13 protein-coding genes and 2 pseudogenes are annotated in these 16328 nt (G+C 70.0%); 4 read left to right on the top strand and 11 right to left on the bottom strand.

The window, feature by feature from the left end; translation table 11 throughout:
* Window positions 1-44: 44 nt before the first annotated feature.
* Together QM774_RS08215 and QM774_RS08210 are read right to left on the bottom strand one after the other, a co-directional pair.
* Complete coding sequence (locus QM774_RS08215) at window positions 45-854, bottom strand: HNH endonuclease family protein (protein ID WP_414975413.1); 810 nt, start codon at window positions 852-854, stop codon at window positions 45-47.
* Window positions 848-1684, bottom strand: coding sequence for an HNH endonuclease family protein (locus tag QM774_RS08210; RefSeq protein WP_414975412.1), 837 nt, complete (start codon window positions 1682-1684; stop codon window positions 848-850). The genes QM774_RS08215 and QM774_RS08210 overlap by 7 nt, the downstream gene beginning before the upstream one ends.
* Window positions 1685-1775: 91 nt before the next feature.
* Between QM774_RS08210 and QM774_RS08205 the strand changes: the two are divergent.
* A pseudogene (locus tag QM774_RS08205) lies at window positions 1776-3195 on the top strand (carboxylesterase/lipase family protein).
* A 221-nt stretch (window positions 3196-3416) separates the two neighbouring features.
* Here QM774_RS08205 and QM774_RS08200 read toward each other — a convergent pair.
* The 5 genes from QM774_RS08200 to QM774_RS08180 all read right to left on the bottom strand — a co-directional run bounded on the left by QM774_RS08200 (window position 3417) and on the right by QM774_RS08180 (window position 8588).
* Window positions 3417-3734 (bottom strand): GIY-YIG nuclease family protein, encoded by a 318-nt coding sequence (locus QM774_RS08200; RefSeq protein ID WP_414975411.1) that lies wholly within the window; start codon window positions 3732-3734, stop codon window positions 3417-3419.
* A 274-nt stretch (window positions 3735-4008) separates the two neighbouring features.
* Entirely contained in the window at window positions 4009-5592 is a 1584-nt protein-coding gene (locus QM774_RS08195) for an alpha/beta hydrolase (protein WP_414975410.1), read from the bottom strand.
* Window positions 5589-5870: a hypothetical protein gene (locus QM774_RS08190; RefSeq protein WP_414975409.1), complete on the bottom strand. Its 282-nt coding sequence runs from the start codon at window positions 5868-5870 to the stop codon at window positions 5589-5591. Before QM774_RS08190 ends, QM774_RS08195 begins: the two co-directional genes overlap by 4 nt.
* A gap of 126 nt (window positions 5871-5996) precedes the next feature.
* On the bottom strand, window positions 5997-7499 hold the full coding sequence (locus QM774_RS08185) for an FAD-dependent oxidoreductase (protein WP_414975408.1): 1503 nt from the start codon (window positions 7497-7499) through the stop codon (window positions 5997-5999).
* Window positions 7500-7574: 75 nt separating this feature from the next.
* The gene (locus QM774_RS08180; protein WP_414975407.1) at window positions 7575-8588 is read right to left on the bottom strand and encodes an AurF N-oxygenase family protein; all 1014 of its coding nucleotides are present in this window, start codon (window positions 8586-8588) and stop codon (window positions 7575-7577) included.
* 45 nt (window positions 8589-8633) lie between these two features.
* Between QM774_RS08180 and QM774_RS08175 the strand changes: the two are divergent.
* A pseudogene (locus tag QM774_RS08175) lies at window positions 8634-10007 on the top strand (cation:proton antiporter); the annotation flags it as partial.
* A 407-nt stretch (window positions 10008-10414) separates the two neighbouring features.
* Here the strand turns inward: QM774_RS08175 and QM774_RS08170 are convergent.
* From QM774_RS08170 to QM774_RS08160, 3 genes are all read right to left on the bottom strand, one after another.
* The gene (locus tag QM774_RS08170) at window positions 10415-11614 is read right to left on the bottom strand and encodes an MFS transporter (RefSeq protein WP_414975406.1); all 1200 of its coding nucleotides are present in this window, start codon (window positions 11612-11614) and stop codon (window positions 10415-10417) included.
* 46 nt (window positions 11615-11660) lie between these two features.
* Window positions 11661-12527, bottom strand: coding sequence for a universal stress protein (locus QM774_RS08165; protein WP_414975405.1), 867 nt, complete (start codon window positions 12525-12527; stop codon window positions 11661-11663).
* A 116-nt stretch (window positions 12528-12643) separates the two neighbouring features.
* Complete coding sequence (locus tag QM774_RS08160; protein WP_414975404.1) at window positions 12644-13441, bottom strand: ABC transporter ATP-binding protein; 798 nt, start codon at window positions 13439-13441, stop codon at window positions 12644-12646.
* A 23-nt stretch (window positions 13442-13464) separates the two neighbouring features.
* Between QM774_RS08160 and QM774_RS08155 the strand changes: the two genes are divergently transcribed.
* Window positions 13465-13785, top strand: coding sequence for a hypothetical protein (locus QM774_RS08155; protein WP_414975403.1), 321 nt, complete (start codon window positions 13465-13467; stop codon window positions 13783-13785).
* Window positions 13786-13804: 19 nt separating this feature from the next.
* Here the strand turns inward: QM774_RS08155 and QM774_RS08150 are convergent, their stop codons facing one another.
* Window positions 13805-15322, bottom strand: a complete 1518-nt coding sequence (locus tag QM774_RS08150; RefSeq protein ID WP_414976621.1) for a dolichyl-phosphate-mannose--protein mannosyltransferase — start codon at window positions 15320-15322, stop codon at window positions 13805-13807.
* A gap of 97 nt (window positions 15323-15419) precedes the next feature.
* Here QM774_RS08150 and rsmI point away from each other — a divergent pair, with 97 nt between their 5' ends.
* Window positions 15420-16265 (top strand): 16S rRNA (cytidine(1402)-2'-O)-methyltransferase, encoded by an 846-nt coding sequence (rsmI, locus tag QM774_RS08145; RefSeq protein ID WP_414975402.1) that lies wholly within the window; start codon window positions 15420-15422, stop codon window positions 16263-16265.
* Window positions 16266-16328 lie beyond the last annotated feature (63 nt).

The raw sequence follows: 16328 nt of genomic DNA, 5'->3' as shown, positions 1-16328 counted from the left end.
GATAATCACTATCAATAAGGAGTGCCACCCCGGCCTCCTGACGGTCAGCCGAGCCGGGGCGGCACCGACGGTTTCTCGGCGGGACACGACGCGAGAACCCTCGCCATCGCGCCCTTCTCCGCCTGCGTCACCCACAGCCGGTACGCAGCCTTCACCGCGATCTGCCGGGACACGAACGTGCAGCGGTACGCCTTGTTCGGCGGTAGCCAACTGGCCGCGTCGTGGTCGCCCTTCGACTGATTGCCCCGGGCCGCCACCGCCTGCAGATTGCGGGGATCGTTCGCCAGCCGTGCCCGATCCTGCGCGGACAACTGCTGGGCGCCGGTCTGCCACGCATCCGACAGCGACACCAGATGATCGATCTGCACCTGCTCCGACGTGCCCTGACCGCGCACGAAGGCGACCGTCACGCCCGTGTACACGTCGTGCAGCGTGCCGGACGCCACCACACAGTCACGAGTGCCCGGCCGGGTCACCACGTCCACCAGATCACGACGCAGGATGTCGTTGCGGGTATCGCAGCCGTTGTGCCCGGACTCGACGTCGACGTCGTCGTTCCACCTCTTACCGAACGCGTCCCGCCGGTAACCCGTCTTCGGCGCCCGCCCCTTCACCGCGAGAGCATCCAGCACGACGGCCGGCGAACCCGAGACCGGTGGCCCGGGCGTCGACGACTGGGGCGTCGGCGTGACCGTCGCGGTGACGGTGGTCGTGCTCGTTGTCGTGGTCGTCGGTGGACTCGGCGCCGCCTCCTCCTGGGATGACGACCGGCCCGTCGCCAGCACGACCACCAGCACCAGCGCCGCCATTACGGCGCCGATCCCGCCACCCCACGCCGGACGGCGGGTCAGCACGTGGCCAGAATCCGTCCCATCGCGTCCTTCTCGGACTGCGTCAGCCACAGCCGGTACGCCGTCTTCACCTCGATCTGCCGCTCCACGTACGTGCAGTGGTAGGCCTGGTTCGGGGGAAGCCACTCCGAGGCATCCATCGACTGCTTGTCCTGATTGACGCTCTGTGCGACCGCCTGCAGATTCCGGGGATCGTTCGCGAAGTTCAGCCGCTCCTGCGGAGTCAGCTCCTGGGCACCCTTCCGCCACGCGTCGCCGAGCGGCACGATGTGATCGATCTCCACCTCATCCGAGGTGTTCGGCCCGCGAACGAAATTCATCGTGTTGCCGGTGTACTGGTCGTGCAGGATCCCCGAACTGACGAAGCACCCACCCGACCGCATGACCACGTTCACCAGATCGCGGTGCAGGATGTCGTCCCGCGTATTGCAGCCGTTGTGGCCGTACTGGACGTCCACGTCGTCGCTCCACGGATCGCCGAACTGGGTGCGGTCGTAGGTCTCCCACGGATCCTGATTCCGCACCGGCAACGCCGCCAGCTGCGCGAGCGCCTGCGCCCGGTTCGTGGTCGACGGAGCCGCACTCGGCGTCGTCGCGGCCGGAGTGCCGCCCGCACCGTCGTCGTCGCCCAGCACCGCCCACAGAATCAGACCGACACCCATCAGGGCGACCACCAGCAGGATGGTGGCCACCAGGCCGTGCCGCCGCAGAAACGACCAATGCCGCGAGTACCGATGGTGATAGCCGCTCGAATACCCGCTGTGCGAATAGCCGCTCGAATAGCTGGAGGAGCCGCGCCGACGGTAGCCGCCGCGATTGTCGTACGGGCTCATCAGGCTCCTCGGATCCGGGACGATTCAGGCATCCCACCCAGTATGAACACCCGGGCCCGCAGAATCCGCGACACGCGTAGGGTCCGGTCCCATGACCACCGAATCCCTCGCCCAGCCGACAGTCGCGGTCACCGGAGGCCGCGTTCAGGGCAGCGTCACCGACGGCATCGCCGCCTTCCTCGGCATTCCGTACGCCGCGCCCCCACTCGGCCCGGCGGCCTTCGCCGCCCCGTCCGCCGTCACGCCCTGGGACGGGGTGCGTGACGCCACCGCCTACGGCCCCACCGCCCCGCAGGTCAGCTATCCGAAGCCGATCTCCGGGATCCTCGACAACGTCATCGCCCTCGGCGACGACTACCTCAACGTCAACGTGTGGACCCCCGATCCGGGCGGCTCAGGCCTCCCGGTGATGGTGTGGATTCACGGCGGCGCGTTCGCCCGCGGCTCCAACCGGCTCGCCATGTACGCGGGCGACACGTTCGCCCGCGACGGCGTGGTGACCGTCGGCATCAACTACCGCCTCGGCACCCCCGGATTCGGTTCGGTGCCCGGCGCCCCCGAGAACCCGGGGGCTCCTCGACCAGCTCGCCGCCCTGCGCTGGGTGCAGGACAACATCGCCGCCTTCGGTGGCGATCCCGGCCGCGTCACGATCTTCGGAGAATCCGCCGGCGCCATGAGCGTCGCCTCGCTGCTGTCGTCACCGAAGGCGCAGGGCCTGTTCGCGCAGGCGGTCATGGAGTCCGGTGGCGGCGGGACGGCCGCCGACCCGGCCGACGCCCAGAAGGTGACCGCGCAGATCGCGGCGCAGGCCGGAGTCGACCCGACCGTCGACGCGCTCGGCGCACTCTCCATGGAGGAGCTGCTGCGCGCCCAGACCGCCGCGGCCGCCGACCTCGCTCTCAAACCCGACCCGGCCGTGTGGGGCCAGACCGTCGTCGATCAGGGACTGGGCATCATGGGCCAGTTCCCGGTGATCGACGGCGACGTCCTGCCCGACCTGCCCGTCAAATCCATCGCCGCCGGCGCCGGCCGCGGCATCCCGCTCCTCGGCGGCTGGAACGCCGACGAGTTCCGGTTCTTCCTGGTGCCGACCGGTGTCGCCGCACTCGCCACCCCCGACGCCGCCCGCTTCGTGATGTCCCGATCCGGCCAGGACACGTCGGCCTTCGAGGCACGTCTCGACGCCGGCGAGAACGCAGGCGACGTCCTGTGCGCCGCACTCACCGAGTTCGCGTTCGCCGGGCCGACACAGTCCATCGCCCACGCCCGGCCCGACAGCCCGACCTACCTGTACGAGTTCGGCTGGGAGTCGCCGATCGCCGGCATCAAGGCCGGCCACGCCGTCGAGATCCCGTTCGTCTTCGACCACCTCGCCGACGCAGCACCCCTCGTCGGCACCGAACCCCCGCAGACCCTGGCCGACGAGATGCACTCCTCCTGGGTGCGCTTCGCGACCACCGGCGACCCCGGCTGGGCCCCCGGCGACACGAAGACCTTCGGCTCCGACTGACCCCGGGTCTCGATCGGGGTTTCGAGACCGGGGGTCGATGCGGGGGTTTCGACACGGGTCGGCGGGCTTCGCCCGTCGTCCCGGCTCAACCATCAACGGGTCATGGTCGTCCCGGCTCAACGATCGACGGGTCGTTCCGGCTCGACCATCGACGGGGCTACTTGTTCGGCGGTTGAGCCGACACCGAGGCGCTAGCCGAGGAGTCGAGTCGAAACCAACCATCAATCATCCGGAGCCCCCGGCAGCGGCTCCGACGCTTTGCGGCCCCGTCGCGACAACAGCGGCAGCAGATCGGCGCGACCGTCGATCAGCGCCGTGCGCTTCGCCCTCGACCACCCCTGCACCCGCTTCTCCATCGCGAACGCATCCGCCACCGAATCGAACTCGGCGCAATACACCAACTCCACCGGGAGGCGCTTCGCCGTATACACGGCACCCACACCGGTTCTGTGCTGGTACAGCCGCTGCTCGAGGTTCCGGGTGCTCCCGACATAGAAGCTGCCGTCGCAGCACTTCAGGATGTAGAGGTGAGCCGGCATTCGTGGATCCTTCCGATGTGTGGGCTTCTGTGCAGGGGGTTTCGAGACCGGGGTTTCGACACGGGTCGGCGGGCTTCGCCCGTCGGCCCGGCTCAACCATCAACGGGTCATTCCGGTTCAACCATCGACGGGTGGTTCCGGCTCAACTATCGACGGGTCGTCTCGGTTCGGCCGTCGACGTGGCCGTCCCGGCTCGACCAACGGGGGCGCTGCTTGTTCGGCGGTTGAGCCGACACCGAGGCGCTAGCCGAGGAGTCGAGTCGAAACCAACACGTCACGGGAAGTCGGGGGCACGCTCGACGTACGGGGTCGGTGGGCGCCCGGCCAGGACGGCCGCGATGTTCGTGAACGCGGTCGACTCGGGGTCGTCCAGATAACCCCCGTGAGCGTCCAGACCCTCCACCAGGCCGCCGCCGAACGCCGGCGAATAGCTGCCGGTGTCCAGGCGCTGCACACCCGGCGCGGAATCCGGGTCGCCGCCGTGCACCGCACCACCGAACTTCTGCGCCCAATGGATCGGATCACCCGGCGGGGTCAGGGAGTAGCGGTGCACGTCCGGGTTGGGGTCCCGCCACGGGCCGTCCGCCGCCCCGGTGCCCGCCGACGAGGCGAACACGATGTTGTCGGCGCGCAGACCGTACTGCTCGGCCGTGCCCACGATCGAGCCCCCGTACGAGTGGCCGATGAACGTCGTCGACGCCCCCGGTGCGCGGCTCGCGATCTCGACGTCCAGGGCCCGGCCGAAGCCGGCGAGCCGGGCCCCGATCTCCCGCGCCGGACGCGGGTCCATCGCCGTCCCCGACACCGTGCCGTGGCCGCTCGTCAACGGTGACGCCGGCCCGATCTGCTGCGGGAAGTCACCGTCGACGTACAACAGCACCGGTGCCCCCGACGTCGCGGCGAGCGCGGTCGCCCGCCGATGATCGTCGTCGATGGTGGCCAGCCGTGAGCCGGTGCCCGGCACGTAGACGCCCACCGACCGCGTGTCCGGGGCCAGTTCGCCGACCACTTCGATGTAGCGGCCGCCGCCCGCGTCGTCGAACGTCAGGAACCGCCGCGGTGCGAACCGTCCGTCCGGACCTTCGACCGGCGCCGACAGGGCGCGGAGCGCGACGGCACGCTCACCGTCACCCCGCCCGGCGAGAACCTCGGCGTCGAGCGACCGCCGCATCGATACGGCGTTCGCGGCGATCCGGTCATCGAACGACACCCCGTCCAGTCCTCCGACGACGTCCGGCGCCGCGTCGATCAGGGCCTGCACCTCGGCGGCGGTCAACGAATCCCAGTACCGCCGCCGGGCCACCGGATCGAGGGTGCGCAACGCGACGACGGCCTCCGCGGGAACCGTCCACCCTCCGCCTGGATCCGGAACCGTCGACGGCGACCCGACCAGGGTGCCGGCCAGCAGATCCAGCATCGCGGCGGCCGCCTCGTCGGCGACGCCCGCGGTACACAGCAACGGGGTGATCCGCTGCGTCAGATATTCGGCGTCCCGGGCGCGCCGCGGATCCCGATGCGTCACGACGCCGTCGTCGGCGACCACGAACCCGGCGGCCACCGCGGAATCGACCACCGACAGCAGCGCAGACCGCGCCGACTCCATCTCGGCACCCAGGCGGCGCCCCGCCACCCCGATCGCCGACAGCGTCCGCACCGCCCGCCGCCCGGCCGCCGCGAACACCTCCATCCGCCTGATCACTGCCCGCCGGGTGGCGCCGGTCCACTCCGGGTCGCACCCCAGTGCGATCTGCGCGGCGCCGGTCGTGTCGAGGATCGCGTCGCCGCCGTGGTCGACTGCCTGCACCGCCGCCGCGAACTCGTCGAGCGGCCACCCGCGGATCGCCGCGATCGACGTCATCGCCGACGCTCCACCAGACCGGCCGCCGCCGCGGCATCCGAGCCGACGGTGACCGTGTTGAACCGCTCGACGCCGTCGCCGAGACCCGTCAGCTCGGTGCCCAGCCGGGTGGCTGCGGCCGCCGCCTCCTCCACACAGTGCGCCATCGCCCGCGCGGCCGCGCAGTCCGCCGGGCGGGGTGGTGCCGGGAACGACAGTCCGCGCAGCGCGTCCCCGCCCGTTCGCCATGCCGCCGCCATCGATGCGATCCGGTCCGGCGTGATCCCGAAGTCCGTCATGAAAGCCCCCTCGCTCGCGTGCCTCCATTCACGCGCATCGGGCGGCTCGACCGTCGCCGGCGTCCACAGACGACGACGCCCGGCCGTGGCAGTCCACAGGGCCGGGCGTCGACGGGAACCGGGTGTCTACACCCCGATGGGGGAACTGCTCGGGGTGGGCAGCAGGCCCGCCTCGGCGTCGTCCAGCAGATTGTCGACCGTCTCGGCCGAGTCGGTCTTGTTGGTGCCGATGAACCCGGTCGGGCCGCGCTTGATCCAGCCGGTCACGTAGACGCCGGGACGGTCCGTGACCCGGCCGGCGATGTTGGCGACGGTGCCGTTCTTCTCGTCGAACGGCAGACCCGGCACCGGTGTGCCGAAGTAGCCGATCGCCGGCAGCACCAGGCCGGCGTCCAGGTCGACGGTCTCGTCGCCGCCGGTCCGGGTGAAACGCACACCGGTGGCCGCCTGGTCGCCGAGCACCTGCGTGGGAGTCAACCGGAACCGCAACTGCAGGAACGGTTCGTCGGGGACGGGACGCTCGGCCAGTTCACGCAGCAGCACGATCTTCTCGGCCGCCTCCGGATCGTGCACCAGGTCGTCGTCGATGCCGTCGAGGTCGGCCGGATCCACCCAGACGCGAGCGGCGCCGTCGGCCAGACCGATCAACTCGGGCAGCGTGAACGCCGCCACCTCGGGGCCGCGTCGCGCGACGACGGACACCGTCCGGATCGACGACGACCGCAGCGCGGCGAGCGCGTCGGGGGAGATGTCGGTGTTCTCCAGCCGGCTGATGTCCGAGGTGAGGATGCGGGCGACGTCGAGGGCGACGTTGCCGTTGCCGATCACCACGGCGTGCTCGGTGGACAGGTCCGGTGCCGCGTCGACGAAGTCCGGGTGGCCGTTGTACCAGCCGACCAGCGACGTCGCGCTCTGCACGCCGGGCAGGTCGATGCCGGGGATGTCGAGACGACGATCCGAGGGGGCGCCGCCGGCCCACAGCACCGCGTGATGCCGGGCGCGGAGGTCGTCCAGGCTGATCTCGCCCGGGGCGTCGCCGATCGCCGCATTGAGCAGGATCTGCAGGCGCGGATTCGCCGCGATCCGGTTGAACAGGTTGATCACGCGGCGCGTGGTCTGGTGGTCGGGGGCCACACCGAACCGTGCCAGACCGAACGGCTCGGTCAGCCGTTCATACATGGTGACGTGCGCCTGGCGATGCTTGAGCAGTTCGTCGGCGGCATACATCGCGGCCGGCCCGGTGCCGACGATCGCGACCCGCAGCGGGTCGGGGGCGTTGCGCAGGGCCTTCGGCTTGTCGACCGGGGCCAGCGGCTTGCGCCACGACACGTCGACGGGGAAGCGGGCGCCGGCCGGCCCCGTCCGGTCGCTCTGGGTCTCGTCGAAATGGGTCGCGTTCACCGAGGCGAACCGCAGCTGCGTCTCCTCCAGGCGGTGACCCGGCGCGATCGCGCCGACCGGGCACGCCGAGACGCATGCGCCGCAGTCCACGCAGGTCTGTGGATCGATGTACAGCATTTCGGCGGTGCCGAAATCGGGCTCGTCCGGGGTGGGATGGATGCAGTTGACCGGGCAGGCGTAGACGCAGGAGGCGTCGCCGCAGCAGGCTTGAGTCACGACGTGAGGCATGGGGCTGTCCTACCTATCGAAGAAGCAGCGGTACGGCGCTGCGATCGAGCGCCGTACCGCTGTGACGAGGATCGATCAGTGAGCGTCGTAGCGGGGTTCGCTGCGGTAGCGGGAGGCGCGGCCGTCGATCTTCAGCGCCTTCCACATCTGCTTGGAGACCGGATTCATCAGGCCGCACTGCTCGGCGAGCATGCGGACGTCGCCGAAGACGTCGCTCAGGAAGATCCGCGAGTCCTGCGAGTTCCAGAAGATGTCCTTCTTGACCTCGTGGGGAACGTCGAACTTCTTGAAGAAGGCCGGCGGCGGGGAGGCGATCGCGCCGCACAGGATGCGCATCACGAGCGGCATGGCGATGGACAGCGCCCACTTGGTGGGGCGGTTCTTGTGCGGGATGGTCTCGCGCAGGTGGTGGTGGGCGAACGAGATGTGCCGTGCCTCTTCAGCGACGTGCAGCTCCATGACCGCCGACATCACGGGGTGGATGTTCTCGCCGGCCCGCAGGAAGTCTTTCTGCAGGTGGTCGATGGGCTCCTCACCGGCCAGGACGCCGAAGAAGAACACCGACGGCCAGATGGCGGCGAACAGTGGGATGATCGGATCGATCAGGCGCAGCAGGCGGCGCATGCCGGGCACCGACGGGTCTACCCGATTCACCATCTCCTGGAACATCAGGGTGTGGTTGCACTCTTCTTTGGATTCGTGCGTCACGTAGCGGAAGCGCTTGTCGCCGTTCTTCATCTTGCTCGCGTACAGCAGCAGGCCGCGGATCAGGATGGATTCGAACTGCAGGCCGACCTTGGCGACGTTGGCCTGACGCCACATGCCGATCGCGATCTGCTTCTCTTTCGGCTGCGCCTGATACCAGGGATGCTTGCCGATGGGGTCGACGTCGTAGGACAGGATCCATCGCTCGTCGTTGGGGACGACGGCCATCTCGGGCGCATCCCACGGGATGTCGACGTACGGATCGAAGTTCCGGTGCACCGATGCGTCCGACAGGTCTTCGAGGACCTGGTTGTAGGTGGCTTCGGTGCCGATCTTCGAGGCCGGGGGCTCGTAGGCGATCGGACGGGGCTGGGTAGACGTCATCGTTCATCCCTTCTGGTCTGACTCAACTGTGCTCCACGCCACGCAATGTGTCAACCATCATTGGTACATAGATGGATGGCTCATAAGCAGTTGTCCCATGTGACTCGGGTCACTGCGCCGGCCGACACCGCCGCGACCCGGCGAATCGGTCACAATGTGGGGGTGGAAGCACTCGAGCTGGTCGTCGTGATCGTGGTGTGTGTGCTGGCCATCGCGGGCGCGAACACCTTCGCCCCACGGCTGCGCGTGGCTGCGCCGCTGATCCTCGTGGTGGTCGGTGTGGCCGTCAGCTTCGCGCCCGCCATGCCGCCGATCAGCGCGAACCCCGAACTCATCCTGGTCGGCGTGCTGCCCCCGCTCCTCTACGGTGCCGCGGTCGCCGTTCCGGCCATGGACTTCAAACGGGACTTCCAGACCATCGGCACGCTCTCCATCGTGCTGGTGATCGTGTCCGCGCTTCTGCTCGGACTGTTGTTCCAGGCGGTACTGCCCGGCGTGAACTATGCGACCGGAGTCGCGCTCGGCGCCATTCTGAGCCCCACCGACGCCGTCGCCACCGGCGCCATCCGCCGGATCGGGGCACCCAACCGCATCGTCACCGTGCTGTCCGGCGAAAGCCTCTTCAACGACGCCAGCTCGCTGGTGCTGCTGCGCGCGGCGATCGCGGCGACCGCGGCGGCGGTCTCGTTCGCCGGCGTCGCCGTCTCGTTCGTCTGGGCGCTGGTCGCGGCCGCCGTGGTCGGTGCCGCCGTCGGCTGGGTGCACATCTGGGTCCGTTCCCGGATCAGCAATCCGGCGGTCGCCACCGCGGTGTCGTTCACGGCGCCCTACGTCGCGTACGTGCCCGCCGAACTCATCCAGTCCTCCGGTCTGGTCGCCGCGGTCGCCGCCGGCCTGGTCGCCGGCCGCTACTCGGTGCGCCGGCTGACCGCCGCTCACCGCCAGTCCGACATCCAGAACTGGCGGATGGTGGAGGTCCTGCTCGAGGGCGGCGTCTTCCTGCTGATGGGCCTGGAGCTGAAAGCCCTCATCGTCGACGTCGACAACAGTCAGGACTCGTGGGCGCACGCCCTGTGGCCGGCGGTCGTCGCCCTCGCGGTGATCCTGCTGCTGCGGCTCGTCTTCATCATCCCCCTGGTGTGGTGGACCGAGCATCGATCGCGCCGGATGATCTCCTGGGCGCCCACCCTCACCGCGGTGAAGGAGTCCCTCGACGACGCCGCCCCCGACACCGCGGCCCGCCGTTACCGGCGGCGGATCAACCGCCGCCTCGCGGACATCGAGTACTACCGGACCGAGTCGATGGGGGTGCGGGAAGGCCTGGTCGTCGTGTGGGGCGGACTGCGCGGCGTCGTGACGCTCGCTGCCGCACAGACGCTGCCCGCCGACATCGAGCACCGCTCACTGCTGGTGCTCATCGCGTTCTTCGTCGCGGCCTTCTCGCTGGTGGTGCAGGGCGGCACGATGACCGCCTTCGTACGGTCCATGCGATTGCCCGACCAGTCGGCGGACGTCCGCTCCGAGCGTGTCCGTCTGCGTGCCGAGATGATCAAGGTCGCCCAGCAGGCGATGGCCGATCCGACGCTCACGATCGGGGATCAGCCGGCGCCCAAGAAGGTCAAGCAGATCCGCGACCTCGAGGCGAACACCGACGTCGACGACACCGATGCGCTGGACCGCCGGGTGCTGGCCGCCCGCCAGAATGCGGGACGTGCGCCGGGCGGTCATCACCCGGCAGCGTCGTGCCCTGCTCGAACTCCGCGACCACGGCCAGTTCAGTTCGGAGGCGCTCACCCGGGAACTCGCCCGGCTCGACGCCGAGGAGATCAGCCTGTCGGTGTGACCGCGGCGAGCGGCACCCGATGCAGGGTGTCGCGGGCGAACAGCCAGGCGACGAAGGCGACACCGCACACCGCGCCGGTCAGCACGAACGCCGGCCCGAAACCCCACGCCGTCGCCACCGCGCCCGCGGCGAGCGGACCGGTCACCGCACCCAGATCCGACGACATCCCGTAGGCGGCGAGCGCGGATCCGCCGCGCTGACGGGTGCCGAGGACGTCGCCGAGTGCAGCCTGATGCGTGGGCGCGAACAGACCTGACCCGATGCCGGCGACCACGGTCAGCGCTGCCGCCACCGCGAGGTTCGGGGAGAACCCGAGCGTCAGGGTCGACGCGGTCGCGATCGCGAGACCGGGCAGCATCACCGGTCGCCGGCCGAACCGGTCCGACAGACGGCCGGCGACCAGGATCGCCACGATGTTGCCGGCGGCGTAGAACGCCAGGATCAGGCCGGCCCACCGGTCCGACTCGCCCAGCCCCTCCTTGATGAACAGCGGCACCAGAGCCACCCGCACACCCATCGACGCCCAGCCTTGCGCGAAGTTCGAGGCCAGGATCGCGCGATACGAGCCGTCCCGCAGCGCCTGGGTGACCGGGACGGCGATCGGCGCCGCGGCGTGCTCGGTGGGCGGCTCATCGCCGGCCGGTGCGGTCTCGGTCGCCGGCGCCGGCACCGTCGGCAGGGCGAGAGCCACACCGACCGCCGCGATCACCAGGGCGACCGCGTAGACGACGAACGGCAGCTTCAGGCCGAACCCGATCAGCGCCGCACCCACCAGCGGGCCGGTCAGGCTGCCGATCAGGAAGCCCGCCGAGAAGTAGCCGGACGCCCGGCCGCGCAGATCCGGCGGCGCCAGCCGGATGAGCAGCGCCATCGCCGAAATGCTGAACATGGTCGAACCGATGCCGCCGGCGCCGCGGAACACCAGCAACTGCCAGTAGCTGTGCGCGAATGCGCAGGCCAGTGTGCTGACGGCGACGATCGCCAGGCCCGTCAGATAGATCCGGCGCTCGCCGAGAAGCGTCACCAGCCGCCCCGTCGCCGGGGCGAACAGCAGACGCATCACGGCGAACGCCGAGACCACGGCCGACACCGCCGTGAACGTCACCCCGAAGGTGTTGGCGAACAGTGGCAGCGCCGGTGCGATGAGTCCGTAGCCGAGGGCGATGACGGCGTTGGCCGCCAACAGCACCCACAGGCCGCGGGGGAGCCTTCCGTTCAGTGGACGCGCGTCACTGACGGACGATCATGACCGGCACCTTGGCGTTGTGCAGCACCTTCTGGCTGCGCGAACCCAGGAGCAGGCCGGTGAAGCCGCCGCGGCCGCGGCTGCCCATCACGATCATCGCGGCGGAATCGTCGGCGGCGTCCAGGATGGCCTTGCCCGGCTCCTCCGGAATGACGACACGCTTGACCTGAACATCCGGGTAGTCCGCGGCGTAGCCCGCCATCCGCTGCGACACGGCCTCGACGGCCTGATTGCTCATCTCGTCGATCTCGTCGGCGGACAGACCGAAACCGTGCAGGGCGTCGGCGTCCAGCGGAGTCCACGTGTGGACGGCGATCAGCTCGGCCTTGCGTAGATCGGCCTGACGGTAGGCCTCGGCGACGGCCGGATCGGACACCTTCGAATCGTCGACGCCCACCACGATCGGGCCCTCGTTGATGCTGGCGTCCGGCGGCACGATCACCACGCGGCTCTTGGCGTGCGCGGCGGTGCTGGTGGACACCGAACCCAGGAACAGTCCCTTGACCCCGCCGAGACCGCGGCTGCCGAGCACGACGGCGCTCGCGTCCTCACTGAAGTCGATCATCACTCGGGCCGCGTCGCCCTCGGCGATCGAACCCTCGATCTTGATGTCCGGGGCCACCTCGCGGGCCGCGGCGGCGGCATCCTGGACGTTCTTGCTGACCTCGCCGCGGATCGCGTCGATCACGTCCTGCGGGATGACCAGCCCGGGAGCATAGTCGCTGGTCGTGGTGGTGTAGGCCGCGACGATCTTGAGATCGGCGCCTTCGAGCTGGGCGGCACCGGCGGCCCATCGCACGGCGTTCAGAGCTGCGGGCGATCCGTCCACACCGACAAGAATCACGCTCATCGTGAAATGCACATCCTCAATGATCGGCCCGGGCGCGCGGCGGTGCGACGTCCGTATCAAGCCTCACTTCCCATTCAATCGCATCGCGTCGGCATGCGCACGGACGGGAGGACTTTCTACCCTGGCCCCGGGGCGGCCGCCCGCGCCGCCCATCGGCCACCGGTGTGAGTGATCTCGATCGGGTACTCGAAGGCCTCGCTCACCAGGTCTGTGGTGAGCACCTCGTCGGCCGGTCCGGCGGCCGAGATGCGGCCGCGGGAGACCAGCGCCCCATGGGTCGTGGACTCGGGCAGCTCCTCGAGATGGTGGGTCACCAGGACGGTCGCCAGCGACGGATGCGTGGCGTGCAGATCGTCGACGGTGCGCAGGAACTTCTCCCGGGCCGCCACATCCAGACCGGTGGTCGGCTCGTCCAGCAGAAGCAGCGGCGGATCGGGCAGCAGGGCACGCGCGATCAGGGCGCGGCCGCGCTCACCCTGCGACATCGTCGGCCACGCCGCGGCTGGATCGAGGTCGTCGAGCCCGAGCATGGCGATCAGTGCATCGGCGCGGGCCACCAGCGCCGGGTCGGGCTCCCACCGGTCCATCCGGTCGTTGGTGCCGGTGGCTCCGGTCAGCACCACCTGGCGGACGGGCAGCGGGGACCGCAGCGGATGCCGGGGATTGACGTGACCGATGGACTCGCGGAGCCGCCGGATCTCCACCGCGCCCAGGCGTTCGGAGAGCACCGTGACCGTGCCGCGGGTCGGATGCTGCTGGGCGCCGGCCAGCGACAGGATGGTGCTCTTGCCGGCGCCGTTCGGGCCGATCAGCGCCCAGTGCTCGCCGGCGTTCACGGTCAGGTCGACGTCGTCCAGAATGGTCCGTCCGTCACGGACGAAGCAGACACCGGATAGCTCGAGAACGGGTTCCATGCCCCCAGCGTAGGGTCGGTGTCATGTCCTTTTCCCAGCCCCCGGAGACCGAGCCGCCGGTGCCGCGGCCGGAGCTGAGGGCGATGGCGTGGCATGTGGTGATCACCGTCGCGGTCGCCGCCGTGGTGGCCGCCGCGGCACTCCTGTGGACCGGCGCGATGCGCGACGTCCTGCTGGTCATCTCGGAGCTGGTGATCGTCGCCGGAACCGTCGGCGCGGGTCTGCGGGCCTACCGCACGTACCGGGCCGGCGGGCGCTGGCAGGTGTGGCAGGGCGGCCTGTGGGCGATGCTCGTCGTCTTCCTGCTGTGGACGATGGGCGTGCTGCCCGCCGTCCTCGTCTGACGGATCGACGGCGCGGACCTCAGCCCCAACTGGGCAGCCAGATCTCCATGTTCCAGTGGTGGTCGCTGATCGGGGCGCCCACCAGGATCGGCCACAGCCACGCGAAGTTCACCACCACCAGCGCCGCGTAGAACGACACGGCGAGCACCGCGAACATCCGCTTCTCGCTGCGCGCGCCCGCCGGCGTCGACGCGAGCACGTCGCCGCACGCCAGGGCGATCCCCATCATCAGGAACGGCGCCATCGCGGTCGCATAGAAGAAGTACATCTGCCGGTCGATGTCGCCGAACCACGGTGCCAGCGCTGCGCCGTAGCCGACCAGGACGGCCGCATACCGCCAGTCGCGCCGGAACACGGTGCGCCACACCGCCCACACCAGGACGGGGAGCGCCACCCACCACAGGGCGGGCGTACCGATCAGCATCTGCGCGCGCACGCAGTCGCTGCCGCCGCACTGATCGGGGCCGTAGTCGATGGCGTACAGCATCGGCCGCAGCCCCATCGGCCACGTCCACGGCTTCGACTCCCACGGATGATGATTGCCCGCAGCGTTGGTCAGACCGGCATGGAACTCGAGCACCCCGGACTGGTAGTACCAGAACGACCGCAATGCGGCCGGCACCCACGAAAACGGTCCACCGGTGCCGATCTCGGTGCCCACCACATACCGGTACACCGAGGTCTCCGACCGGAACCAGAACGCGAACGACGCCAGATACAGCACCATCGGCAGCACCGAGAGCGACGCGATCGCGGGCACCAGGTCCCGGACGGCGACACCCTTCCACGGCTTCGGCACGTGATAGGCCCGGCGGGCGGCGACGTCGAAGCCGAGAGACATCAGGGTGAAGAAGACGACGAAGTAGATGCCCGACCACTTGGTGCCGCACGCCAGACCGAGCATCACCCCGGCGGTGAACCGGTACCAGCGGAAACCCAGCCTCGGTCCGTACACCGTCTCGGTGATCCGGCCCTCCAGATAGGCGCGGTGCATCCGTGCCCGCACCTGATCGCGGTCGGCGATCAGGCACGAGAACGCCAGCACCACGAACACCACCTGGATGATGTCGAGCATGCCCATCCGGGACTGGACGAACAGTACGCCGTCGCACAGGGCGAACAGTCCGGCGAGGGCGCCGATCAGCGTCGACCGCGACAGGCGGCGGGTGGTCAGATAGATCGAGAGGACGATCACCACGCCGCACAGGGCCGGCACGAATCGCCAGCCCAGCGGCGTGTAGCCGAACATCGCCTCGGAGGCCGCCAGCATCCACTTGCCGACCGGCGGATGCACCACCAGGCCGTACGCCGGATTGTCCTCGATCCAGTTGCCGCCGGTCAGCACCTGCCAGGCCTGCGGCACGTAGTGCTTCTCGTCGAAGACGGGGGTGCCCTTGTCGGTGGGGTGGTTCAGATCCCAGAACCGGGTGATCACCGCGGCGACCGTGATGACGATCCCGACGACGGTGCCGCGGAGGCGATCGGGCGCACCGAACAGGGGAGTGGGGATCTCGGCGGCCGGGGCCGAACCGAGCATCTCCGCGCGCAGCCGATGCGCCGCGGTGGCGCGATGGGCGACTGCGGGACTCACCAGGCCGATAGTAGAGGGAACCGAGCCGAATACAGTGAAGGGGATGAACGACGACCACGGCGCACTGGTGCTCGCCGGAACCCCGATGGGCCAACCCGGCGACGCGTCACCGCGTCTGCGCGACGCCCTGGCCACCGCCGACATCGTCGCCGCCGAGGACACCCGGCGGGCCCGCGCCCTCGCCTCGTCGCTGGACGTGACGATCGGCGGCAAGCTGGTCAGCTACTACGACCACGTCGAGGCCGAGCGCACGCCCGGGCTGCTCGCGGCGATCGGTGACGGGGCGACCGTCCTGCTGATCACCGACGCCGGCATGCCGTCGGTGAGCGACCCCGGCTACCGGCTGGTGGCCGCGTGCGCCGACGCGGGACTGCGGGTGACCTGCCTGCCCGGCCCGTCGGCCGTCACCACCGCGCTCGCCCTGTCCGCGCTGCCGGCCGACCGGTTCTGCTTCGACGGGTTCGCGCCCCGCAAACCCGGCGCCCGCCGCGACTGGCTGGCGTCGCTGCGCACCGAGCCGCGCACCGTCGTCTTCTTCGAATCCCCGCACCGGCTGGCACAGACCCTGGCCGACGCGGCCGAGGTGCTCGGCGACGCGCGTCGTGCCGCGGTGTGCCGCGAGCTCACCAAGACCTACGAGGAAGTACGGCGCGGCGGACTCGGCGAGCTCGCGGCCTGGGCCGCCGACGGAGTGAAGGGCGAGATCACCGTGGTGATCGCGGCGGCCGCCGACACCGACTCCACCGCCGATCTGGACGAGGTGGTGACCCGTGCCCAGCAGCTCGCCGACGGCGGGATGCGCCTCAAGGACGCGTGCGAGGCCGCCGCGCAGGGCACCGGCTTCACCAAGCGCGACGTCTACCAGGCCGTCGTGGCATCCCGTTCCTGACCGCGCCCCACCCCTCCGCAGTCCCGTCCCCGCATTACTGGGCCGTATACGGGTCGTCGCCGG

Source organism: Gordonia sp. (in: high G+C Gram-positive bacteria) (assembly GCF_047600565.1).
GTDB lineage: Bacteria > Actinomycetota > Actinomycetes > Mycobacteriales > Mycobacteriaceae > Gordonia.
This window is presented reverse-complemented; position numbering and strand designations above follow the sequence as displayed.

What these genes read in the sequence shown, in the direction of transcription:
- QM774_RS08210 (WP_414975412.1), bottom strand. Translation starts at nt 1,684, where the DNA reads ATGAGCCCGTACGACAATCGCGGCGGCTACCGTCGGCGCGGCTCCTCC.
- QM774_RS08200 (WP_414975411.1), bottom strand. Translation starts at nt 3,734, where the DNA reads ATGCCGGCTCACCTCTACATCCTGAAGTGCTGCGACGGCAGCTTCTAT.
- QM774_RS08195 (WP_414975410.1), bottom strand. Translation starts at nt 5,592, where the DNA reads ATGACGTCGATCGCGGCGATCCGCGGGTGGCCGCTCGACGAGTTCGCG.
- QM774_RS08190 (WP_414975409.1), bottom strand. Translation starts at nt 5,870, where the DNA reads ATGACGGACTTCGGGATCACGCCGGACCGGATCGCATCGATGGCGGCG.
- QM774_RS08185 (WP_414975408.1), bottom strand. Translation starts at nt 7,499, where the DNA reads ATGCCTCACGTCGTGACTCAAGCCTGCTGCGGCGACGCCTCCTGCGTC.
- QM774_RS08180 (WP_414975407.1), bottom strand. Translation starts at nt 8,588, where the DNA reads ATGACGTCTACCCAGCCCCGTCCGATCGCCTACGAGCCCCCGGCCTCG.
- QM774_RS08165 (WP_414975405.1), bottom strand. Translation starts at nt 12,527, where the DNA reads ATGAGCGTGATTCTTGTCGGTGTGGACGGATCGCCCGCAGCTCTGAAC.
- QM774_RS08160 (WP_414975404.1), bottom strand. Translation starts at nt 13,441, where the DNA reads ATGGAACCCGTTCTCGAGCTATCCGGTGTCTGCTTCGTCCGTGACGGA.
- QM774_RS08155 (WP_414975403.1), top strand. Translation starts at nt 13,465, where the DNA reads ATGTCCTTTTCCCAGCCCCCGGAGACCGAGCCGCCGGTGCCGCGGCCG.
- QM774_RS08150 (WP_414976621.1), bottom strand. Translation starts at nt 15,322, where the DNA reads ATGCTCGGTTCGGCCCCGGCCGCCGAGATCCCCACTCCCCTGTTCGGT.
- rsmI (WP_414975402.1), top strand. Translation starts at nt 15,420, where the DNA reads ATGAACGACGACCACGGCGCACTGGTGCTCGCCGGAACCCCGATGGGC.